The 13,245-nt window shown below is 63.3% G+C and carries 15 protein-coding genes and 1 pseudogene; 9 read left to right on the top strand and 7 right to left on the bottom strand.

The window, feature by feature from the left end; genetic code table 11:
* The first annotated feature begins 328 nt into the window (after nt 1–328).
* Nucleotides 329–1,252 carry a DUF2637 domain-containing protein gene (locus tag AC0AIB_RS27560; protein WP_465097783.1) on the top strand — a complete coding sequence of 308 codons (924 nt, stop codon included), beginning with the start codon at nt 329–331 and terminating at the stop codon, nt 1,250–1,252.
* Between the two features lie 135 nt (nt 1,253–1,387).
* On the opposite strand, the gene AC0AIB_RS27555 is transcribed toward AC0AIB_RS27560, so the two are convergent.
* The 5 genes from AC0AIB_RS27555 to AC0AIB_RS27535 all read right to left on the bottom strand — a co-directional run bounded on the left by AC0AIB_RS27555 (nt 1,388) and on the right by AC0AIB_RS27535 (nt 7,837).
* Nucleotides 1,388–4,396: an N-6 DNA methylase gene (locus AC0AIB_RS27555; protein WP_465097782.1), complete on the bottom strand. Its 3,009-nt coding sequence runs from the start codon at nt 4,394–4,396 to the stop codon at nt 1,388–1,390.
* A gap of 414 nt (nt 4,397–4,810) precedes the next feature.
* Entirely contained in the window at nt 4,811–6,184 is a 1,374-nt protein-coding gene (locus AC0AIB_RS27550) for a PIN domain-containing protein (RefSeq protein ID WP_465097781.1), read from the bottom strand.
* A gap of 86 nt (nt 6,185–6,270) precedes the next feature.
* Nucleotides 6,271–6,576 (bottom strand): hypothetical protein, encoded by a 306-nt coding sequence (locus AC0AIB_RS27545; protein WP_465097780.1) that lies wholly within the window; start codon nt 6,574–6,576, stop codon nt 6,271–6,273.
* A 209-nt stretch (nt 6,577–6,785) separates the two neighbouring features.
* Nucleotides 6,786–7,391 (bottom strand): transposase, encoded by a 606-nt coding sequence (locus AC0AIB_RS27540; protein ID WP_465097779.1) that lies wholly within the window; start codon nt 7,389–7,391, stop codon nt 6,786–6,788.
* Nucleotides 7,370–7,837 (bottom strand): helix-turn-helix domain-containing protein, encoded by a 468-nt coding sequence (locus AC0AIB_RS27535; protein ID WP_465097778.1) that lies wholly within the window; start codon nt 7,835–7,837, stop codon nt 7,370–7,372. Before AC0AIB_RS27535 ends, AC0AIB_RS27540 begins: the two co-directional genes overlap by 22 nt.
* A 353-nt stretch (nt 7,838–8,190) precedes the next feature.
* Here AC0AIB_RS27535 and AC0AIB_RS27530 point away from each other — a divergent pair, with 353 nt between their 5' ends.
* From AC0AIB_RS27530 to AC0AIB_RS27515, 4 genes are read left to right on the top strand one after another with little or no spacing between them, the layout of a single operon-like run.
* A complete protein-coding gene (locus AC0AIB_RS27530; RefSeq protein ID WP_465097777.1) occupies nt 8,191–8,565 on the top strand; it encodes a hypothetical protein in 375 nt (124 codons plus the stop codon).
* Nucleotides 8,562–9,311 (top strand): YbaB/EbfC family nucleoid-associated protein, encoded by a 750-nt coding sequence (locus AC0AIB_RS27525; RefSeq protein ID WP_465097776.1) that lies wholly within the window; start codon nt 8,562–8,564, stop codon nt 9,309–9,311. The genes AC0AIB_RS27530 and AC0AIB_RS27525 overlap by 4 nt, the downstream gene beginning before the upstream one ends.
* On the top strand, nt 9,311–9,625 hold the full coding sequence (locus tag AC0AIB_RS27520) for a hypothetical protein (RefSeq protein ID WP_465097775.1): 315 nt from the start codon (nt 9,311–9,313) through the stop codon (nt 9,623–9,625). The genes AC0AIB_RS27525 and AC0AIB_RS27520 overlap by 1 nt, the downstream gene beginning before the upstream one ends.
* A gap of 14 nt (nt 9,626–9,639) precedes the next feature.
* Nucleotides 9,640–10,434, top strand: coding sequence for a hypothetical protein (locus AC0AIB_RS27515; protein ID WP_465097774.1), 795 nt, complete (start codon nt 9,640–9,642; stop codon nt 10,432–10,434).
* Between the two features lie 4 nt (nt 10,435–10,438).
* Here the strand turns inward: AC0AIB_RS27515 and AC0AIB_RS27510 are convergent, their stop codons facing one another.
* Nucleotides 10,439–10,963, bottom strand: coding sequence for a hypothetical protein (locus AC0AIB_RS27510; protein ID WP_465097773.1), 525 nt, complete (start codon nt 10,961–10,963; stop codon nt 10,439–10,441).
* A gap of 170 nt (nt 10,964–11,133) precedes the next feature.
* Nucleotides 11,134–11,367, bottom strand: a complete 234-nt coding sequence (locus tag AC0AIB_RS27505) for a winged helix-turn-helix domain-containing protein (RefSeq protein WP_465097772.1) — start codon at nt 11,365–11,367, stop codon at nt 11,134–11,136.
* Between the two features lie 198 nt (nt 11,368–11,565).
* Between AC0AIB_RS27505 and AC0AIB_RS27500 the strand changes: the two genes are divergently transcribed.
* The 4 genes and pseudogenes from AC0AIB_RS27500 to AC0AIB_RS27485 all read left to right on the top strand — a co-directional run.
* Nucleotides 11,566–12,090 carry a DivIVA domain-containing protein gene (locus tag AC0AIB_RS27500; RefSeq protein WP_465097771.1) on the top strand — a complete coding sequence of 175 codons (525 nt, stop codon included), beginning with the start codon at nt 11,566–11,568 and terminating at the stop codon, nt 12,088–12,090.
* Nucleotides 12,083–12,388: a hypothetical protein gene (locus tag AC0AIB_RS27495; RefSeq protein WP_465097770.1), complete on the top strand. Its 306-nt coding sequence runs from the start codon at nt 12,083–12,085 to the stop codon at nt 12,386–12,388. Before AC0AIB_RS27500 ends, AC0AIB_RS27495 begins: the two co-directional genes overlap by 8 nt.
* Complete coding sequence (locus tag AC0AIB_RS27490) at nt 12,385–12,660, top strand: hypothetical protein (RefSeq protein WP_465097769.1); 276 nt, start codon at nt 12,385–12,387, stop codon at nt 12,658–12,660. The genes AC0AIB_RS27495 and AC0AIB_RS27490 overlap by 4 nt, the downstream gene beginning before the upstream one ends.
* A pseudogene (locus AC0AIB_RS27485) lies at nt 12,657–12,959 on the top strand (hypothetical protein); the annotation flags it as partial. The gene AC0AIB_RS27490 and the pseudogene AC0AIB_RS27485, both read left to right, overlap by 4 nt.
* Between the last annotated feature and the right edge of the window lie 286 nt (nt 12,960–13,245).

Here is a 13,245-nt window from a genome sequence, read left to right as displayed (position 1 = left end):
CTCACGCTTCGCCCGCCCCCGCGCGGACAACCCACCTCCATCGGGATACCTCATCCCATCGATCTACCCCAGCCCCAAGCCGTCACACAGACCACATCGGACGAACCTGACCATTCAAGATCTGTAGTGTCGCCGGCTACCGTCAACCACCCATTTATGCAGGTAGAGGGCATGATCAACAGCCCTAGCGTGCCGTTCCGTGTGGATCACTACCGGGCGGCGTGTGACACGCCCCGTGATACGCCTACGTCCGGCGTAGAGGCGTCCGTCAGGGGCTATCTACGTCCCGGCTGATCTGTCTTCGACGGCCTCCACCAAGGAAGAGGCCATGAAGCGCAAGACGAGTTCCCAGAGCCGATCCGAGCGGATCGAGGGAGCCATCCAGGTAGCCATCATGCTCACCATCGGAGGGGCAGCCGGCGCTGCCAGCTTCCGACACGTACACGACGTCTCGGTCGCTCACGGCCAGGGTGGATGGCTCGCCTGGGCGAACGCGGTCACCCTGGAGCTGATGTCGATCGCCGCCGCCCTGGAGATCCGTCGCCGAGTTCGGATCGGCAAGTCGAAGGCGTTCCCCGTGACAGTGCTGGTCGTCGCGGTGTTCTTGTCACTTGGTGCCCAGGTCATCGAGGCAGAGCCCTCGGTGGTCGGCTGGTTGGCTGCCGCGCTGCCTGCTGCGGGCTTCCTGATGATGGCGAAGATTGCCCTTTCCCGGATGGGCGAGAGCCCCGCAGCCCCGCTCACCGTCCAGGTGGAGCCCGAGGGCGCTGCATTCGCCGCTGGGGTTGCCGACCAGTCAGACGGAGTCCCGGACTCGCTGATATCGGTCCTGGACTCCGGTGAGGCAGTCCTGGACTCCGTTCCGCCGGTCCCGGACTCCACCCCCGTAGTCCCGGACTCCACGCCGGTGGCGGTCCCGGACACCGTGCCCGTAGTCCCGGCCTCCGGTCCCGTGTCGGCCGAACCGGTCCCCGTGGTCCCGGACTACCTCGGACCGATAGAGGACGCCGGTCCTGCTGTCCTGGACCCCGTGGAGGACTCCCAGGTAGGGCCCTCCGTGGCCGGTCCGGCGGTCCCGGACTCCGAGGACACACCTCGCCTGACGAAGGTCCAGATCATGGAGGCAGCCTTCGCTGAGGCCCTATCAGCGGGACGCCGCATCGATCACCGCGAGTTGGCTCGGCTGGCTGGTGCTGATCTGTCGCATGCACGGCGGATCTACGGCCGACTTTCGGCGGCGTTGCCCGCTTGACGAGCAGGGGTCACTACCAGCGAGGATGGCCGAGGAGGCGAGGCCCCAGTGGTCCGGACCGGCGCACGAACAGTCGCTGTAGGGCTGCTGCGGTGAAGGTATGTGTCTCGGTGGCTGATGGGGTTCGCGGAGCTGTCAATCCAGGAGGTCCCGTACAAGGAGATCAAGTTCTCCAGCATTCGGGGAGTCGAGTAGGTGTTGGCGGACCACTTGCCGAAGGGTGACGAAGTACTTGCTTGTGTCCAGATCGAGTGCCGTGACTCGGTCCATCTCCAGCTGGCTAATCTCTGCCAAACGAATGTGTTGTGGATTCGTATTGTCGTAGGTGGGAATTGGGAGCTCCCACACGTACTTGTCGATGTGGCGTTCGTCTTTCGCGTAGGGCAAAAGGGGGCGGACCAGTTCGGTGATTGCGGGGGAATTAAGGATGGCTAGGAGGTAGAGACCCTCGCTGCGGCTGGTGACGGTGGCCCAATACAGGGAGTGTTCGATGATCCCGTTAGGTACGTCGAGAAGCGAGGCCGAAACGTGCATGCCAGACTTGCCGTACACCACTCGGAGCGGGGTGCCAGGCAGTTGTCCGCTGAGATCATTCTGATAGTTGAGGCGTCCAGCGAGCGTCAGCCGATCGCTGCTGCGGTGCTTCAACCATAGATCCTCTGCACGCCTCCACCAGCGGGCTAGGTCAGGATACCGATCGAGGTCGCGGTGTTGGCCGTCCAGAATTTCAGTCCCTTGAAGGGGCAGGACCGCGTACCGAGGCGGAAGGGTCTGGTACGGCAGCACGCACTCGCTGAGGTAGATCGGCCGGATGAACTCGCTTTCCACCACGTCTTCAAGGTCGGGCAAGGCTTTCCAGGGCTTGTTTTCGCCGCTGGCCCGATCAGAGCGGACCTTCACTCGACCTGCCCCAAGGCCGAGTGAAGTTGCCCGTTGACGCTGGACGAAGAATAGTATCCTTGGGTAGATCGTGGCGCCATTGGCGAATCTTGACCGGTAAGGGGAGTCGTTCAAACCCTCGCTGGCGTAGACGAGTCTGGCGTCCTCGCGGAAGGTCACGCTTGCGACTTGTTTCCAGCTGGCTACTCCGCGAGGCAAGGTCCCAGTCCATCGCTGGGTCGTCCTGGGAAGCGGCCTGCTGTTCCCGTATGTAGTGCGGTGGCCGAAAATGACGGCGCTGCCTCGGGGAAAGAAATGTGGTCGCAGTCGACGAAGATCCCAAGAGTGGGTGAAAGCGACGTCGATTTGCTCGGTTGGTTCGTGGAATGCTCCGCTGCGGAACCCGGTCCAGTAAGGCCTGTCGAGCACGGAGTTGGGGACGACGAAGCCGAATGTGCCATCGCTGGTGAGGTACTGCTGGACGGCGCGGGCGATGAAGAGCCCAGACAGGTCTTGGTGGGTAGCGACCTCAACACCCTTCCACAACCCGCGGTCCTGACTCATCTCCTTAAAGCGTTCCTGCATCTTATTGGGCATATGCCGGTAGGAGAGCCAGGGTGGATTACCCACCAGAACGTCAACGCGGTTCTCTGGGCGTGACAGCCACATGGGGCGTGCGAGGTTGCGAACATAGTAGGACCAGATATGGTTACGATCATGGTCGACCAGTTCGCATAACAGTTGCAGGTTCTGCTTGATCGCAGCATGGTGTTCAGGCTCGATCGCTAGACGACGAAACACGTGAGCCAGCGAGGGCACCGTTCCTCTGGTCCGGCGCTGGTCTGCAGCGAGGTCGGCGAGTGTGTTGACGAGATCGTCGAAGCGATAAACGTCGGCAAGGAGGTCTTCAGGGAACCGCAAGTCACTATTGTAAAAACGGCCGTCGTAATCGGTGCGGACCACAAGGTGATTATGATCGATAAGGTCGAGTCGCTGATCCCATTGGATGCTATCGCCGAGGAAAACCGGCACCCGAATAGGGCCTCGCTCGCTGGTCAGCCGGTCGCGACCGATTGCCAGAAGATAGGTTACGCGGGCGAGGGCTACCGCGACCGGGTGCAGGTCGATGCCGGCGACATGGTTAGTCAAGCCGTGCAGGGCTTCCTTTAGTGGGGTTCCGGCGACCTCTGCAGCCGTCAAATAGCGCCGAGTGGCGTGAAACAGGAACGTCCCCGAACCGCAGGAAGGATCCAACACGCGTTGCTGAAGGGGGTCAGTTACGCTTTCAGCGACGATCCTCTCTGCTAGCCAGTCGGGGGTGTAGTACTCGCCCTGGGCTTTGCGGGTGGCGGTACTGATTACCGATTCGTAAAGCACTTTCAGCACATCATGATTAACGTCAGCCCAGTCGAATCGCGCCAAGCGCCGTGCAATAGCACGGACAAAACCCTCACCGTCGGGTACTTCAAGGACCCAGTCAAAGAAGTCGGCCTCAATTACCCCGAAAATCTGAGCTTGATTGAAAAGCTCACCGATCAGCAAACTCGCTGGCTCCATGCTGCGTACCGGTAGGCCGAGGACCAAGTGTGCGATGATCTCAGCGGTGTTCACTAGCAGAGTATGTTCGACAAAAAGGGAGTCCTCGTCGATAAACTGCGTCCCTAGCGCGCTGCGCAGTAGCTCTGACCACAGCCGCCTTTTCATCTGCACCGTCGGCAGGTCCTTGTGGGCCTCGTAGAGAGCGGCGAGCGTCGCAAAATCGATACTGTACGAAACGGTGTCCGCGCCGAGCCGCCGCTGGATCTCTATCGGGGTGGGCTTCACGCCGGTGGTTGTGGCCAGAACTTCCTCCAACCACAACAGCAGATCTGTTACATGGGTCCGTTTGGTTAGGCGAAAGCAGTTGGCTTCCTCTAGAATTTCGCCGGTCAGGTGGTAAGCCCGCCAGTCCGAGCCGTCAGTGAGAACCCCTACATAGCGCTGCCCCGTCTGTCTCGTGCGAGTCCTGACGTAACCGGTCAGTTGGACGATTGCGTCCCGCAAGACAGCAGTGCTGCTCAGGTCCTTCTTGATCTCGATGACGGTAAAGCCGACCTCGACGTCGATGCGTCTGCCGTCGCCGACCTGGGTTTCCAGGTCCACGGTCATGTCGTGCTCGGAGAGGTTCAGTCCGCCAGTCAGGAGTAGTTGCCTTACATCCGCCTGAAGGGTGGCCTCGCTGCGCAGGCGATCCCGTTCCGCCAAGCGGCTCACCAGCTTCTGCACGTCGGACTGTACAGACTCCCTCACCAGCGCCAACCGCCTCTCTCAACGAACCAACCGGGTAGCGCAACTACCCGTCGAGAGCCACCCTAGGTCATGCAACTCGGCAGAAGCCGCTGCCGGCGCTGCCCGCTGAGGTGAGCCTGTCCGCCTTCGCGGCGAGGCAGTGTCATCGCACTCGGCTGTCGCTGCTGCCTTCGTTGCCCTAGCGACGAGCGCTGGCTCAGAGCTGCGCTCGTGGCAGCTCTGATGGCGGCCGCCGGGTTCCCTGGTCCGAGAGGCAGTTCGCTGGCGCTGTTCAGCGACCAATCGGGTTTGCTTCCTCGGTGGAGGCGGGCTCGTGGCTGCCGTCACGTATACCCTCGGGCTCCGGCGGCCAGTGGGGCTCCGCCCCCTGAGAACAGCCGGGAGGCGGCCCTACTTGACCACACCCCGAGCCACCCAGGCAGCGATGGCCCACGTGGACAGAGTGGAGAGAACGTCGATTGGCGAGCCGGGCTGAGGAAATTCGGATGTCGTGGCAGAGGCTTGTCTTAGTAGCCGGTTGGACAGGAATTGCGCATCCAACTCCTGTCGCCCGTTGGTCTCTGCGTTCGGAACCCGGCTGACTTCCTCGGCCGTAAGGGTGCGGGGCTGCTTGCATCGCAGGACCGACGGACGTGCGCCGGTCTCGTCCTGTGTCACGAGTACACGGGCCTCTAGAACGTTCGCCGCTGAAGTGAGGTCTGGTCCGGGCAGCACCATCAACCCAGAGGCGAACAAACGGACCGTGGCCATGTACCAGTCCTTCCCACCGATGCTGTGGGCAGTCACGTCCGAGACGCTGTCGAAGGTAAGCGAGGGTGGGAATAGCCACCTCGACCCGCCGGGGACTTCCCTAACGTTCTCGCGGTCATCGAGTCGTGTGTAGGCAAGACCTGCGTTCGTCCATCCCGAATCGCTCTTTTGAGCAAGGGTCGGCAGGTGTTCGGACAGCGCCTCCGTGAGTATTTCGATCGAATCCTCACTTGCCAGGAGTGCAGGGAGGAAGTCTGGTTTGACCTCGGCCGGTTTCGCGAAGCGCTCCACGATGTCGTCCAGGGAAGTGAGGTGAAAGAAGCGGCTCTGCATACCCGCGAGGTCGCCCTTCATTGGCTCCAGGTACTCCGTACCGTCGCCGAAGTCTTTCGTGTTCGTGCTAACGAAGTGGACTTCCTCGTCCACGTGGTCGCGTGCGTACTCGATGGTCGTCAGCCAGATTGCAGCATCTCGGGAACCGGTCTTGTCACCCTTCTGGCCGAGCTGCTTGCATGGCGCGAGGACGTTGGACTCCCGGAAGAGCGCGGTCCGCAGTACTTCCGCGCTCGGCTCGATAACCTCAACCATGCGCCTGTACACGTCTCGCCAGTGCTCCCGGTGCCGCTCTTTATCAGCCTCCCCCATGCTGGGCACACCGCCCCACGGAACGTGGCGCTTCAGGTCGGTGAGCGCCGAAGTCGCCCTGAGGTGCGCTTCGACGTATGACAGCGTCCGATGCGACACCAATTCTTCCAGAACCACCCAGGGGACAGCGGCGCGGATACCTGCTGCCTTGAGTGCTCGGAGGAGATCGGCGGTACTGCTGTTCAGCGTCACGCCCCAGAGGATGTTGGTGTCCAAAATGATCAAGGGTGGTGGCTCCGTCCACGCCGGTCCGACTCGTGGACATACCCTGTCAGAATCAGAACTTGGGCGCAGCCCTGGATTCGCATCAGTGAGCTGCAACCGCGAGAGTGTCGACCTGCCGACACCTTCGGCGAGGGGGAGCCTCATTGTTCTGGCGTCGGCTAGCCAACCGTCGCCGTCGCCTCCCGGGCCGACCGATCAGCGTCGACATGGCTCCGACGATCGCGGCTCCCTTAAGCTCTCTCATCTGCAGGAACGTCCTCGCCGCTGCGGCGATGTCCGGATCGTTCCGGCAGCACCTTGGTTTCCTTGCCGGTCCCAACGGCCGCCAGTTGCTGGCCAGACCTGGCGATCCGGGACGTGCGAGCGGGCCGGGTCAGGGCGTCGAGCATCGTCTTGCTTCGTAGGAGCATCGCGAGAATGGTCAGGCCGGCTTGTCGCCGTTCGGGCGACTTGGTGCTCACAGTCATGACGCTCAGCAGCGTGACCAGCAGGAAGTACCAAGCGGGTGCGCTGGCTGCGAGGATGACCGCATTCATCGGCGCTTCACTCTGCTCTCTGGGATGCCGGCGGGGGCGCGGGCTCGGCACCCACCCCTGCCCCTGGTGCCAGCAGCGATAGCTCAGGAGATGCACTGCTTGCCCGTTCGAGTGCAGAGACGAGGCCAGTAGGAGCGTCCACCTGCGTCCTTCCGGAGGTGAGGAGTCTCCACCACCGTACGAAGTTCTCGGCTACAGATCTTGAATGGTCAGGTTGTGTTGGGTTCGAGGGTCAGTCCGGTGTGAGCGAGGAAGCCGTCGAGTAGGTCGTGGCGGTACTGGATGCTCTTGAGTCGGTTCTTGATGATCGCCTGGAGGTGGTCGACGCCGGTGACGGCGAGGTTGCCGATTCTGCGTTTGAGGTGCGACCACACGGCCTCGGTCGGGTTCAGGTCCGGGGCGTAGGCCGGTAGCCGGATCACGGTCAACCAGTCCCGGGCGTCGATCATCTGCCGCATGGCGGCGGAGACGTGGGTGTTCAGGTTGTCCCACACGCACACGATCGGCCCGTCGAGCTGCTGGTGAGCGGCATCCAGCAGGGCGATGTAGTCACGCTCGCTGAAGCTGCGGCGCTCGTTCTTACGGCCCCGGTGCACGATCGTGCGGTAGATGAACCGCGACCGCCGTCCGGGCCGGTAACAGGTCAGCCCGGCGATCGAGACACGCCCGGATCCTTTGCCGGTGACCGGGACGACCGGGGTGTGGCCGCGTCGTCCCCAGGTCCGCGCCTTCGGTGGGCGCAGCGTCTGACCGGCCTCGTCCTCGAAGACCAGCCACGCCTGACGCTGCGCCGCTACCGTTTTCCCGCCGGCCACGTCTCCCGCCGCCACGTGGTGATCGCCGCCTCGTCCCGCTCGACTGCACGATGTTGGGGCACCTGCACCGACCAGCCGAGCCGGTACATGATGTTCGCCGTGCCGCGCAGGGTGTAGCGGGTGCGGAACATCCGCGCGATCAGGTCCGACACCCGCGCCAGGGTCCACCGCTGATCGGCGCCGAAGCCGTGCGCCGCCGGACCCTGCTCCAAGGCGTCGGCCAGCCGCCGCAGCCGGCCTTCATCCAGCCGGCACCGAGACCCGCCCGGCCCCTTCGACGCCAGAGCCTGTTCACCACCAGCCTTCCACCGCTTGCGCCAGCCGTACACCGCGGTCTGCGACACCCGCAGCCGACACGCGATCTCCGGCACCGACACACCCTCGGCGAACCACCCGGCAGCCTGCCGCCGTACCGCCTCACGCTTCGCCCGCCCCCGCGCGGACAACCCACCTCCATCGGGATACCTCATCCCATCGATCTACCCCAGCCCCAAGCCGTCACACAGACCACATCGGACGAACCTGACCATTCAAGATCTGTAGCTCCGCGCTGAGCCATGTCGGTACCAGTTGCGTGGATCGCTGGACGTCTCCGATCTGTCCGGTCATCGACGAAGCGGCTGATCGGGTTGCGGCACGGTCAGATGTTCCGGCAAGCTGGCTAGCCACTGAAAGCTACTGATCCGTTGCACAGAGATGCAGGTTCGCCTCGGTGGCCTGCAGACGGGGGACAGGATTGGAACCATCAACTTCGACTGCGGGGCGCACACGTTCGACTTGGGCACTCCCCACGCTCTGGGTGGTTGGGCCGATCTTCGAGCTGCCCGTGACGATCTTGGCTGTGTCCTCCTTTCCTGATGTCGCCGAAAACGCTCTCCTCGGCTCTCCCTGGACACAGGCGGCACTCGCCGCCGCGTTCGTGGTAGCTCTGCTGGCTGCTGGCGTGACGTGGGCCGAGAAGCAGGTCCCGACTGCTGTTCGGCGCGCGACTGGAGTCCTCGCCTGGGTTGCGGCGGGCCTCGTGGCTGCGGTCATGCTCGGCTTCATTGTTGGTGGCGAGTGGGTGATCCTCGGCGTACTGCTCGCTCACTCTGCCGTAGCTCTTGCGACTCTCGGCTTGCTCGCCGTTCGCTCGGCCAGCAGCGTGCCATCCGGACCGGCGGTGAGCAGATGAGTGACGAGATCCTCGGCAAGCTACGTCGGCTTCACCAATACACGGCAGACCTGAACGCCTTGATGGCCTCCGTTCAGGCGCATACGCCCCCAGAGGAGGCGACGGGAACTGATCCGAGCGGCGCGGTACGGGTGACGGTCGGATCAGACGGGCTGCCGACTGTCATCCGGGTTGAGAGCGCTTGGCAGCACCGCGTGGAGCCGCAGGGCCTGGGGCGGGCCGTCACGGCGGCCTTCCAGGACGCTGTAGCCGAGGCGCAGCGGCGATGGTCGGAGAGGTTCGACAGCACCTCGTGGCTGGCCAGCGTGGATCGCATTGAGACACGCGCTCAGCGCAGCTACGGTGGGGAGCCCTTGGACCCGCTGCCCAAGACCCCGATACACGGGCAGCCCCGAAACAACCTCGCCCTGACCGAGGAGGTGTTGAAGGCACTTCAGGCGGCGCGGACAGGCGGCAGGGAGCAGCCGGCGTCGGCGTCCGGCCGAAACCGAGAGCGGACGATCTTCATCACGCTCTCGCCTGCCGGCTTGCAGGAGATCGAGATTGCGGCGAACTGGGCGCAACGTGTGGGCGCAGCGGAGATCAACTCTGGGCTATCCGAGGCGTTGGGGCGGGCGGGGTCTGCCCTTCATGATCAAGCATCGAAACGCGAGGATGCAGCGGCGGTTGCCGACACTTTGGCCCGGGAGACGTTGGCGACCTTGGCACACCTCGCGCAGGCCGACCACGAGCGAGAGGAACGCTGATGCCGCCCCCAGATCGTGGTCAGGTCACCGTAGCGACGAGCACCCTTCGCTCCGAGGCGAATGAGTGGGACCTTCAGAGCGAAGCCATCGGGACGATCGGGTCGAAGGTCGCTGGGATGGAGTTGGGCCGGGTCGAGGCTGGGCTGTTCCAGCTCATCGTGTCGCCGTACAACGACGTAGTGCGTCAGGTTAGCCAGCGATGCAGCGAGGGACGAGCTGCCACCACGGAGGTGGGGCAGACCTTGCGGAAGGTTGCTGATACCTACGACGAGGAAGACCTCAACAACGCGCACAAGATCCGAAACCTCTACTGAGCTGGGGCTGACCGGTGGACTTCAGTAAGGCACAGTTCGAGGCCCTGATTGCCGAGATCAGAGGCGGTCTGGACGACTTCGATAGGCACCTGGACGAGATCATGCCGGCTACCATCGCCGCCGCCGCTCGTTGGTACGTGCCTGAAGAGGTCTCGCAGGCCCTGCTGTGGCTCGGCCGCGAAAGCGTCAAGGTAGGCAAGTACCTGATCGAACTCTTCCTTGACATCCTGAGGGGCGCGACTGCGCCGATCTTCATGTTCCTGGATGCCTGGGAGTGGATGAACGTACGTGGCTCAGCCACGGGAGTAGCCAGCGCCCTGTCCGCGCAGCACCTGGTGGTCGATGACTCGGACTGGTCTGGCAAAGCCCGCGATGCCTATGTGGCCAGTGTGGAGAGCCACTCCACGGCGGCGTCTCGGATCGGCTCCATCGCTTCGAGCACGTCAGTTCATCTGCTGGCGTGTGCTGCGGCTGGCGCTGCCTTCTACGCCACCTTGGCAGTCGTACTGACCAAGCTGATCGCAGCGTCCACCGTTGCCATAGGGTTCTTGGGGACAGCGGTCTTTTCGTGGGCAGGGGCGGCTCTGCTCCTGGAGGAGGCGGGCTTCAGCACCGCGGTCATCGCTACTGCCATCGGCACTCTGACGACCTTCCTGACGGCGCAGGCCGCAACGATGGTTAACCTGCACGGCGAGGCCGTCGACGCGACGGCCTTCCCTGGCGGAAAATGGCCGTCGCCCAACACATCCACCTATAGCGATGCGACTGTGACCGACGGAGACGCGGACTGGTCGCTGGCGCCGGGTTAGCCGTTCAGCGGTCCGTGCGTGCGAGCCCTTCCTGCAGCCACGCGGAGGGCCGTAGATCATCGATCTCCGCAGAGAACTCCTCGTCGAGATCCTCGCTTGAGGGTATGCCAAGCAATCTCAGGTGTGCTTCGAGGTTATGTTCGAGGTCCTCTAGGCGGTTGGAGATCTCGGCAAGCTGTTGAGCTGCTTGTTCGCGGGCTTCCTCTGATGGATTCACGAGAAAGTACTCCCTGAGGAAGTGGTGGGCCAGGTAGTTCCGAGCCTCAACTGCTCCTTCAAGTTCGCTGACCATGCCGTCCGGCCAGTGCGGCTGCGTTTTGAGGCCGCGAACCATCTTGCCGAAGGTCGTTGCGTTCCACCTTTCGACCTTCTCCATCGCTTGGTCGCTGCTGGTCCGATCCTTGATTGAACGGGATAGGAGTCGCCAGAGTGTTAGTTCAAAGATCTGAAACTGGTGCATTACTGCACCAAAGGCAACGTAGATGATCGACTGATCCACCTCTGGTTCAGATGCTGACACCTGGCTCATGACCGGAGAGCTTAGCTGTCGGAGTTGCCGGACTGCGACCGCAGGGATCACGGGACGCTGCGTGCAGCGACTTCGGTCTAAGTTGATGGCCGATAGGCGAACCTGACTCACTTCTAAGGGTGAGTGGGGTGCTGCCCCAGGGTGCGATCATATGCATCGATGTGTCGAGGTCAGGGCTGGTCTCGACTCGCCGGGACTGCCTTGACGTAGACGCCCTCGCCCTGGCGGCCCTCCACAAGCCCTTCGGTTCGAAGGATCAACATGGCGCTGCGAACAGAAGCGTAGGAAACATCATGTTCGGCCTTGAGTTCGGTCGTGGATGGCAACTTGTCGCCTACGCCGAACTTGCCGCTGCGGATCTGCTCGCGGATGGCCTCTGCCACTCGCTCGTACTTCGGGATCATCTGTACTCCTCGGGTCGCACCCCCGAGTAGATCACTTCCAGATACCCGCATCAACTATGTCGTGTCGTGTATACCTATCGTACTATGTCGGTTAGGCTGCGAGTCGTGTTCGTCCTCGGGTCGCACCAGGAGGGGCACAAGTCCGGTGCCTGCCCGCTTGTCCACCCGTGCTGAGTTGCGGCAGGCACCGGAACCCAGATGAGCAACCAGCCGCGCCGAGCCAGGCCCCTTCGCCGGGCCGGGCTGCGTACCGCCGACGACGGCGGGGGACGGAGGGACATGGAGCGGAGCACCGATACGCCCGCCGAGCCGGCCGGTGACGTCCTCTTTAGGGGGTCCGGTGGTAGCGCCGGCGGTACCACCGAGGGCGGCGGGATCTACCGGACCAAACAGCACCTGCTTACGCCAGTGGAGGTCCGCTGGCAGCGCTTCCCGATGACTCGGTTCGGCCGCCGAGGGTTCGACCCGGAAGCAGTCACGACCTTTCTTTGCAGGGTCGAGGTCGACATGGACACGCTCTACCGAGAGATCGTCGCTGCGCAGGACGAGGTCCGCCACTACCAAGACGTCGTGGCCGACATGCGAGCCGAACGCTGGCGTCCTCGTGAGCTGTGGGCACCCCGGCGCCGCGGTGAGTACAGGCGTGCTCCCACGTGGCCGCTCTACCCAGGTCGCCCTCCAGGCAGCCACCGAGTATTGGGCGGTGGTCAGAACGATGACTGACTACCCGGCGATGCACGGCCCGTCGAGGCCGGATTGGAACTGCCTCGTCTGCGGCGAGCCCTGGCCGTGCCTCGTCCGCAAGCGGCAGCTCAAGGAGCTGTGCCACTGCAACGTCTGGACGCTTGAGCGCTACATGAGTGAGTACCTGCGCGATGCCCACCGAGAGATCGACGGCATGAGCACGGCCGAGATCACCGAGAGATTCGTGGGGTGGTGCAGCAAGCCCTTGGCGATGTGGGCGGCCCAGGGGCGCGAGATCAACCCGTCGGCGTGCCCCACTGAGGAGGTTGGAAGATGATCGACCATGACCGTGGACTGATGCCCTCAAGGCTGCTGACCGTTGACCCAGTGCCACCTGTGTTGACCAGCGGGGCGGCTGCCCAGGACGGCTCGGTTTCCTTCTCGATGGATCAGCTCACTGAGGTTCGGATCGAAACTCCCAACCTCACAATCTCGATCAAGTCGCCAGCGGGTCTTGAGAAGGTCTGCCAGTCGGTAGAGAAGCTGTACGCCGCCCATCGGGGCACCTGCGAGCCGGCGGCGTCCTCACTCGGCTTCACGACGCCGTGAGCGAGCTTCCGGCCTCGGGGGACGTCATCCGTGTGACCCGTGCGGCGTCAGTGCAGTTCATCCGGCCCATGACCTTCAAAGTGATCAAGGTGCTGACCGAGTTGCACACCTACGACGGCTGGGTCTGGCTCCGGGGTTACCAGTTGGACGACAAGGGAAACGCAGTCGCCAGCCGGGAGATCTTCGTCCAGCCTGCGGGCCTGGTGACCTTGCAAAAGCGCCCACCGCCGCAGGCGGCCACGGTCGACATCCAGCGAAGAAGGAACATGTCGTCCGCAATGCGTCGATCGCCTTCAAGAGCGTCGATCTCTGGAGCTACGCCTGCGGTTAAGGATGCGGAGGGCGTAAAGACTGATCGCCGGCCTTGACCTTGCCTCGTGCTTCGTCGGCCGCGGCGACTGCGGAAGCGAGGAACGCGAGTCCGAAGACTCCGGTGAAGGGCAACCGGCTGGTTGCCCTTCACCTGCGGTCTGCATCAGTCGTTGATGAAGCGCAAGACCTCGATCACGACGTTCGTTGTGGAGGCCATACAGGCCGCGAAGGTGCTCATCAGCGCACCCCACATGGCAAGTGAAGCCACGCGCG

The organism is Micromonospora sp. DSM 43699, assembly GCF_055517075.1.
Note: the sequence above shows the minus strand (reverse complement) of the source record. Positions and strands in the feature narration are given on the sequence as shown.

Bases quoted from the DNA above. Each gene is read 5' to 3' on its own strand.
- AC0AIB_RS27560 (WP_465097783.1), top strand. From the start codon at position 329: ATGAAGCGCAAGACGAGTTCCCAGAGCCGATCCGAGCGGATCGAGGGA.
- AC0AIB_RS27550 (WP_465097781.1), bottom strand. From the start codon at position 6,184: ATGAGGCTCCCCCTCGCCGAAGGTGTCGGCAGGTCGACACTCTCGCGG.
- AC0AIB_RS27545 (WP_465097780.1), bottom strand. From the start codon at position 6,576: ATGAATGCGGTCATCCTCGCAGCCAGCGCACCCGCTTGGTACTTCCTG.
- AC0AIB_RS27525 (WP_465097776.1), top strand. From the start codon at position 8,562: ATGAGTGACGAGATCCTCGGCAAGCTACGTCGGCTTCACCAATACACG.
- AC0AIB_RS27520 (WP_465097775.1), top strand. From the start codon at position 9,311: ATGCCGCCCCCAGATCGTGGTCAGGTCACCGTAGCGACGAGCACCCTT.
- AC0AIB_RS27510 (WP_465097773.1), bottom strand. From the start codon at position 10,963: ATGAGCCAGGTGTCAGCATCTGAACCAGAGGTGGATCAGTCGATCATC.
- AC0AIB_RS27505 (WP_465097772.1), bottom strand. From the start codon at position 11,367: ATGATCCCGAAGTACGAGCGAGTGGCAGAGGCCATCCGCGAGCAGATC.
- AC0AIB_RS27500 (WP_465097771.1), top strand. From the start codon at position 11,566: ATGAGCAACCAGCCGCGCCGAGCCAGGCCCCTTCGCCGGGCCGGGCTG.
- AC0AIB_RS27495 (WP_465097770.1), top strand. From the start codon at position 12,083: ATGACTGACTACCCGGCGATGCACGGCCCGTCGAGGCCGGATTGGAAC.
- AC0AIB_RS27490 (WP_465097769.1), top strand. From the start codon at position 12,385: ATGATCGACCATGACCGTGGACTGATGCCCTCAAGGCTGCTGACCGTT.